This window comes from Microcystis sp. LE19-131.1A (genome assembly GCF_027532015.1).
Taxonomy (GTDB): Bacteria; Cyanobacteriota; Cyanobacteriia; order Cyanobacteriales; family Microcystaceae; genus Microcystis; species Microcystis ichthyoblabe_A.
On the sequence record NZ_JAPZSS010000046.1, the window covers coordinates 37,423 to 43,422 of the forward strand.

At 43.4% G+C, this 6,000-nt stretch carries 6 protein-coding genes, 2 tRNA genes and 2 pseudogenes; 6 read left to right on the top strand and 4 right to left on the bottom strand.

The window, feature by feature from the left end; translation table 11 throughout:
• Nucleotides 1–97: 97 nt before the first annotated feature.
• A complete protein-coding gene (locus O9323_RS04030; RefSeq protein ID WP_149107603.1) occupies nt 98–1,603 on the bottom strand; it encodes a hypothetical protein in 1,506 nt (501 codons plus the stop codon).
• A gap of 127 nt (nt 1,604–1,730) precedes the next feature.
• Between O9323_RS04030 and O9323_RS04035 the strand changes: the two genes are divergently transcribed.
• Nucleotides 1,731–1,803, top strand: a tRNA-Glu gene (locus O9323_RS04035).
• A 19-nt stretch (nt 1,804–1,822) separates the two neighbouring features.
• Here the strand turns inward: O9323_RS04035 and O9323_RS04040 are convergent.
• A complete protein-coding gene (locus O9323_RS04040) occupies nt 1,823–3,172 on the bottom strand; it encodes a sensor histidine kinase (protein ID WP_149107604.1) in 1,350 nt (449 codons plus the stop codon).
• A gap of 55 nt (nt 3,173–3,227) precedes the next feature.
• Entirely contained in the window at nt 3,228–3,404 is a 177-nt protein-coding gene (locus O9323_RS04045; protein WP_187602897.1) for a hypothetical protein, read from the bottom strand.
• An 88-nt stretch (nt 3,405–3,492) separates the two neighbouring features.
• On the opposite strand from O9323_RS04045, the gene O9323_RS04050 reads away from it, so the two are divergent.
• The 5 genes and pseudogenes from O9323_RS04050 to O9323_RS04065 all read left to right on the top strand — a co-directional run bounded on the left by O9323_RS04050 (nt 3,493) and on the right by O9323_RS04065 (nt 5,491).
• Nucleotides 3,493–3,966, top strand: coding sequence for an EVE domain-containing protein (locus O9323_RS04050; RefSeq protein ID WP_042790665.1), 474 nt, complete (start codon nt 3,493–3,495; stop codon nt 3,964–3,966).
• Nucleotides 3,967–3,969: 3 nt separating this feature from the next.
• A complete protein-coding gene (locus tag O9323_RS04055; protein ID WP_002736027.1) occupies nt 3,970–4,824 on the top strand; it encodes a prohibitin family protein in 855 nt (284 codons plus the stop codon).
• 87 nt (nt 4,825–4,911) lie between these two features.
• Nucleotides 4,912–5,190, top strand: a pseudogene (locus O9323_RS22815) (IS1634 family transposase); the annotation flags it as partial.
• A gap of 96 nt (nt 5,191–5,286) precedes the next feature.
• Nucleotides 5,287–5,409, top strand: coding sequence for a hypothetical protein (locus tag O9323_RS04060; RefSeq protein WP_002736703.1), 123 nt, complete (start codon nt 5,287–5,289; stop codon nt 5,407–5,409).
• Nucleotides 5,410–5,419: 10 nt separating this feature from the next.
• Nucleotides 5,420–5,491 (top strand) — tRNA-Gly (locus O9323_RS04065).
• 206 nt (nt 5,492–5,697) lie between these two features.
• On the opposite strand, the pseudogene O9323_RS22530 reads toward O9323_RS04065, so the two are convergent.
• A pseudogene (locus O9323_RS22530) lies at nt 5,698–6,000 on the bottom strand (IS200/IS605 family accessory protein TnpB-related protein); the annotation flags it as partial.

The window sequence follows — 6,000 nt, forward strand, 5'->3', positions numbered from 1 at the left end:
TAGTTTAGAAAATTGGTGTAAGTCCCTAAAGATAGTCTCAAGTTTCTCACAACAGAAAGACTACCCGATCAACTATACCCAAAATCGCTCGATCGATTTAGCGTTTGCGTTTGAGTAATTTAGAAATGCGTCGATCATACCGCAACCAACGCCAAATTTTAATAACCAATTCCTCTACCCATAAAATGATCGCATCTAATCCCTCTAAAATCCGTTCTAAGGGGTGTTTAACGTAGCCGACGGGGGTTGATTCGGTTTCTAACCATTCCTCGTTAATTGGTTGAATTATCTCCTTAGCATAGCGGGGATCTAATTGGGTGGCGGGGGGAGATTCTCTGGCAGTAATTTCAGCGGCGGCCGGGGGGATTTTTTGTAAAGATTTATTTTGTTTTTCTTGACTAAAAGCTTTTTTTGTGATATTAGGCTCGGCTGTGGTGACTGGGGACTGGGGAAGGGGATAAGCGGGATTAAGGCGGGGTTTTTCGGAGTCTTGGGGAGAAATAGCCAATATATCGGCGGATTCTAGCCAAGGTTGCTCGCTGACGGCGGAAAATGTCAGGGATTGGCGAGAGGCAAAGAAGTGATCGATCGCCGCTTGGATGAGTTTGCCGATCGTGAAGGGATCCGCTTGGGTTTGTTTTTCTAGCCAATCCTGGAGACGTTGCTTGAAGGTGATCAGCAGAGAATTAGGAAGACTTAGGGGATATTTTGCCGATAAAGCGGGGGAATCAGCACTATATTCTAAATTATTCTTCTCTTTTGCCCAGAAATGCTCGATCGCCGCATAAATTAACCAATAAAGTCGCCAGAGATAGGAGGAATTTTTCTCCAGATTCGGGGACTGGTTAACGAGATCGGAAGGTAGGTTAGAGGTGTGGCTAACACTGCTGGGGATTGCGGGGGAGATAGCGAGAAATTTAGCCTCGAAAATCGCTAATTTTTCGTCAATGACTTCTAAAATCGCTTGGGAATTTAAATTAGGCAGTGGTAAGGAGGGTGGTGTCGGGGTTTTGACGAGATGGGATTCTTGGAAGAGATTTATGGCGATCGCGATTTGTCCCTGTTGTTCCCAGCGTAGTAGGTTCCAAAACCAACGGATCGGAGGCAAGACAGGATTTTTGTCGGTAAAATTCGGTAATAAAGGCGGATATTGAGGATTTAATCGCTTAATTCTCCGTTTTTCGAGGGCGTAGTTAGCCAGTGCCGTCCTAATTTGTTTTTCTATTTGTCTTTGGGTTTGATTATCGGTGATTTTAACGGTCTGGTGATCGTTAGTGACGAAAACTAAAGCTTGATCCTCTAGATCGGCTGCTATGCCAATAAATGGCGTTTCTTGGTCGGATAAGCTCTGGAGAAATTCCGCGATCGCATCCGTCCCCTCTTTTCCGGGGGGTGATAATTGTTTCTGGAGACTGTTCCCCAATTGATTAGCCGTCACCCGCAGCGATTGTATCAGTAAATAGACGGGATAGAGGGCTATTTGCAAGGCAATAGCGATCGCATTTTGACCGCGACGGGAAACGCGGCCGAGGTTATCTTTCAGACGGATCAAGCGACGGTTGATCAGGTTGAACAGTCGGCTTTTATAGGGATCGGCAGCCATGGATTTTGGGCGATAACATCTTCATTTAGACTATCCTATTGTGCAAGGGCGGGATAAAAAAATTTTTTGCTAAAACCCTTGACTCTAGGAAAGATTATTGTTATATTTAAAAAGGTCTGAAATCCAAGCCCCCATCGTCTAGTGGCCTAGGACACCTCCCTTTCACGGAGGCGACAGGGATTCGAATTCCCTTGGGGGTATGCAAAAAAGTCAGAAGTGTCAAGCTTCTGACTTTTCGGTTTTTTTCTCCCGTTGATGGCTTTTCGGTAGGGTGACGGTGAAAATTGTTCCTTGATCGATCTGACTTTCGACGCTAATTTGTCCATGATGACTGAGGGTAATCGCTAAAGCGATCGCTAATCCTAATCCTGTTCCCCCGGAAGTGGCGGAATTTTGTCGTGCGGGATCGAGACGATAAAAGCGATCAAAAATATGGGACAAAGCAGCCTCGGGAATACCGATTCCGTTATCTTTGACGCGCACCAGTAACACCGATTGTCGATCGCGTTTACTTTTCTCCAATTCCACTGCCACATTTTTAGGCTCAGATTCGGGCAAAAAAGCGTGTTTTAGGGCATTAGAAATTAAATTTGTGAATAAACGGGCCAATTGATCCCAATCTCCCTCCATAGTAAACATTTCATCGCTGTAGGAAAAATCCTCTTGGTCCGGTTCCACAATCGACAAAGAGAGGCAAATTCCCTGCTTATCGGCGATTAAACGCTGTTCTTCCACCACTTCCATCAATAAAGCATCCAAAGGTACAGCTTGCTCGATCGGTTGGACGATGCCACTATCAGAACGGGCTAAAAAAAGCAGATCATTGACTAAATTGCCCAATCTTTCCGTTAAACGCTCGATCACCTGCAAGCGTTGATCGCCAGTTTGGGGATAAGCGATCGCCATTTGCACGTTAGTTTGGATAGTGGCGATCGGATTGCGTAATTCATGGGAAGCATCGGCGGTAAATTGTTTTAAACTCTGATAGGACTCTTTTACCGGTTGAATGGCTAAACCGGACAAAAACCAACCAATCCCGGCGACACTGGCAATCATCAGGCAAATTCCGACGATTAAATCCAATAATAGCTGTCTAATTGGTTTTGTCACCTCAAACCAAGGATGACTTACCCGCAGATATCCCAAAACATAATGATCGATTTCCACCCTTTCGGTTATTTGTCGCAGCAGACGATCATCGGATAAGCGAATAGTTTCCCCCTGACGGTGGGGATGGAGGGGAATATCTAAGGATTCGGGCAGAGTTGACCAAACTAGATTACCTTGGGGATCGAACCATTCCAAATCTATATGATCGTCCTCCACGGATTTACCCTGACTGGGAAAACTTGCGAGGGGATCGACGCGATAACGTCCTTGGTTCGGGGGAATCGATTCGATCACGAGGGAACGATTTACCACCTCAATGATGTGTTTAAGGGTATCATCAATGCGATCCACTAGGGTATGCCGCACATAAAAATACATTCCCGTAGCGAGAAAAAGCAGTAGTATGGCAGTGACAACAGTGTACCATAAGGCTAAACGGCGGCGAGTGGCTTGGAACACCGATAATCTATTGATTGGCTAGAGATTTTTAGGGCAATGTATCCTATTTTACAGCTTATTTTAGCGATTTAATAGTGGAGAATAAATTATTTTTAGCTGTGGGGAAAAACTGACGGTTGCCAAGAATAGCTAGACTTGAACGCTCATAGTCCTTAAAAATTGCCGCTAACAAAAGTATTTTTAGATACATTCTTCCCAATAATTGTTTGAGTAGAACTACAAAAGCAGCCAAAGTGAATTATATTTAATCCTGTGGCAACAAGGCTGATAGGAACGGCTAAAAATATTTTTGAGCTTATTTGAATTAATAACAAGTATAAATGATGAATTTAAATTATTGGTTAATGAAATCGGAACCCCATGTCTATAGTATCGGGGATTTAAAAAAAGACGGTCAAACTATTTGGGAAGGAGTGCGAAATTATCAGGCCCGCAATTTTCTCCGTCAGATGAAGCGGGGAGATTTAGCCTTTTTTTACCATTCTAATACCACCCCGCCGGCGATTGTCGGCTTGATGCGCGTAGTGGAAACCGATATGATCGATCCCACACAATTCGATCGCGATAGTCCCTACTATGATCCCAAATCCTCTCCAGATTCCCCACGCTGGTGGACGGTTAAAGTTGAGTTTGATCGCCTTTTTCCCCAAATGCTGCCCCTGGGAATTTTAAAACAAAATTTTACCGCCGATGAATTATTATTAGTAAGGACAGGAAATCGTCTGTCAGTGATGCCTGTCAATCAAGTGATCGCCACAAAAATTCTCGCTTTAGTCCCTCGTCAAGGAGTATAAACTATGAACCAAAAAGATGCTATTAATTTACTTTCCCTGATCGGGGGATTATTAGCTGCTATTGTAATTTTAGCGGCCTTTAATGCCTATGTGATTATCACTCCCGGACAAGCGGGGGTTTTAAGTGTTTTAGGAAAGGCTAAGGACGGGGTTTTATTGGAGGGATTGCACTTTAAACCTCCCTTTGTCTCTAGTGTCGATATCTACGATCTTACGGTGCAAAAATTTGAAGTTCCCGCCCAAAGTTCCACTAAAGATTTACAGGATTTATCTGCTAGTTTTGCGATTAATTTTCGTCTCGATCCGACGCAGGTAGTGGCGATTAGAAGAACCCAAGGCACGCTGCAAAATATTGTCGCTAAAATTATCGCCCCTCAAACCCAAGAATCCTTTAAAATTGCCGCCGCTAAAAGAACCGTAGAGGAAGCAATTACTCGACGCAGTGAGTTAAAAGAAGACTTTGATAATGCCCTATCGACTCGGTTAGAAAAGTATGGTATTCTAGTTTTAGATACCAGTGTGGTAGATTTGAATTTTTCTCCGGAATTTGCCCGGGCTGTCGAAGATAAACAAATCGCAGAACAACGCGCCCAAAGAGCCGTTTATATCACCCAAGAAGCGGAACAACAGGCCCAAGCAGAAGTTAATCGCGCTAAAGGGAAAGCTGAGGCACAAAGACTATTAGCAGAAACTTTAAAAGAACAGGGGGGAGGATTAGTTTTACAGAAAGAAGCGATCGAAGCTTGGCGCGAAGGTGGAGCGCAAATGCCCCGGGTTTTAGTCATGGATGGATCGGGAAAAAATAGCGTACCATTTTTATTTAATTATAGTGATTCTTTGTCAGAAAATACCCCCTAAATTCCTGTCCAAGCTCAGAGGCATTTTAAAAGAAACCTTGCCAACTTCTCAAAATTACCCGGTGATATTATCGACAAATGGCATTGAAAACAATCTCTAGCTCCTTGACTATTTGAGGATGAATAAATTGATGATAGTTCCCTGAATGTGATTAAACCGAGGCGCAGTGAATCGGTGCAATCTAAACAGAGAAAAGAACAGAATCAAGGGAAGATCCCTAGAAATAGTTTTCGGACTTTATTGGGGGACTTAGAGACGATTTACCTGAATATGGTAGAATGTGCGATTAGAGAGGGAAGTTATCGTTTTTCTAAGATAACTCGACCGACTTCTCCGCAACAGAAGGCGTTGATTGGTACCCAGTAACGGAGCATCAGAAATTGTCTTAACCCCTCCTACAGCAGAGGTTATGGTCTTTTGTCAAAGGGGAAGTCGAGTCTTCTGGTGGGACGGTGAATATTCTTGATCATCCGGCGGCGAGTCTATCGGGAAGCTTTACAGTTTAGCGTTTCTGGACAAACCGGCGCGATGATGAAAAACAGCCTAGAGCAGTTGCTCTCGTCGGGGTGTCAATGCTATGATTAGGAATAGTTTTGCGGGTATAGTTCAGTGGTAGAACGTCACCTTCCCAAGGTGAATGTCGCGCGTTCGAGTCGCGTTACCCGCTTCTGACGACAATTGTTACGACAACTAATTAGGGTTTGCTGAAAAAGTTTGGATCTTCTCGACTTTTTGTGATAATTTTTGCCTATGGAATCGTGAAATGTTTACTGGGAAAGACTTTTAGGACTATTTTGTTAAAGTAACTATAGTTAGTAAAAGTATAGTCAAATATAGACAGACTGAATTCCATTTCAGAAATTCCCTTCACTTTTACTTCGAGAGATTAATTCTCCTTGGGTGAACTACGCACCTCTCTATCCCATAGCGGTTAAACGCATTTGGGAATGCTTTTCGCAAAATGTTGTAGGAACCCATGACATCAGATTGAACCAGAATCCCCTTATCTGTACGATATAACCCTCGCGAAATTCAGTTTCCTGAAAACACTGGCTTTTCAGTTGTTTGTCCATACACTGGTAGCAGCTCTAAATTCAAAAAATTAGCAACGGAGGTATAGGATTCTTCTTGAATAATCACAGAGATTCCTACTAATTGACATTTATAACTAATCAT

Coding starts and splice junctions, on each gene's coding strand:
- O9323_RS04050 (WP_042790665.1), top strand. CDS start 3,493: ATGATGAATTTAAATTATTGGTTAATGAAATCGGAACCCCATGTCTAT.
- O9323_RS04030 (WP_149107603.1), bottom strand. CDS start 1,603: ATGGCTGCCGATCCCTATAAAAGCCGACTGTTCAACCTGATCAACCGT.
- O9323_RS04055 (WP_002736027.1), top strand. CDS start 3,970: ATGAACCAAAAAGATGCTATTAATTTACTTTCCCTGATCGGGGGATTA.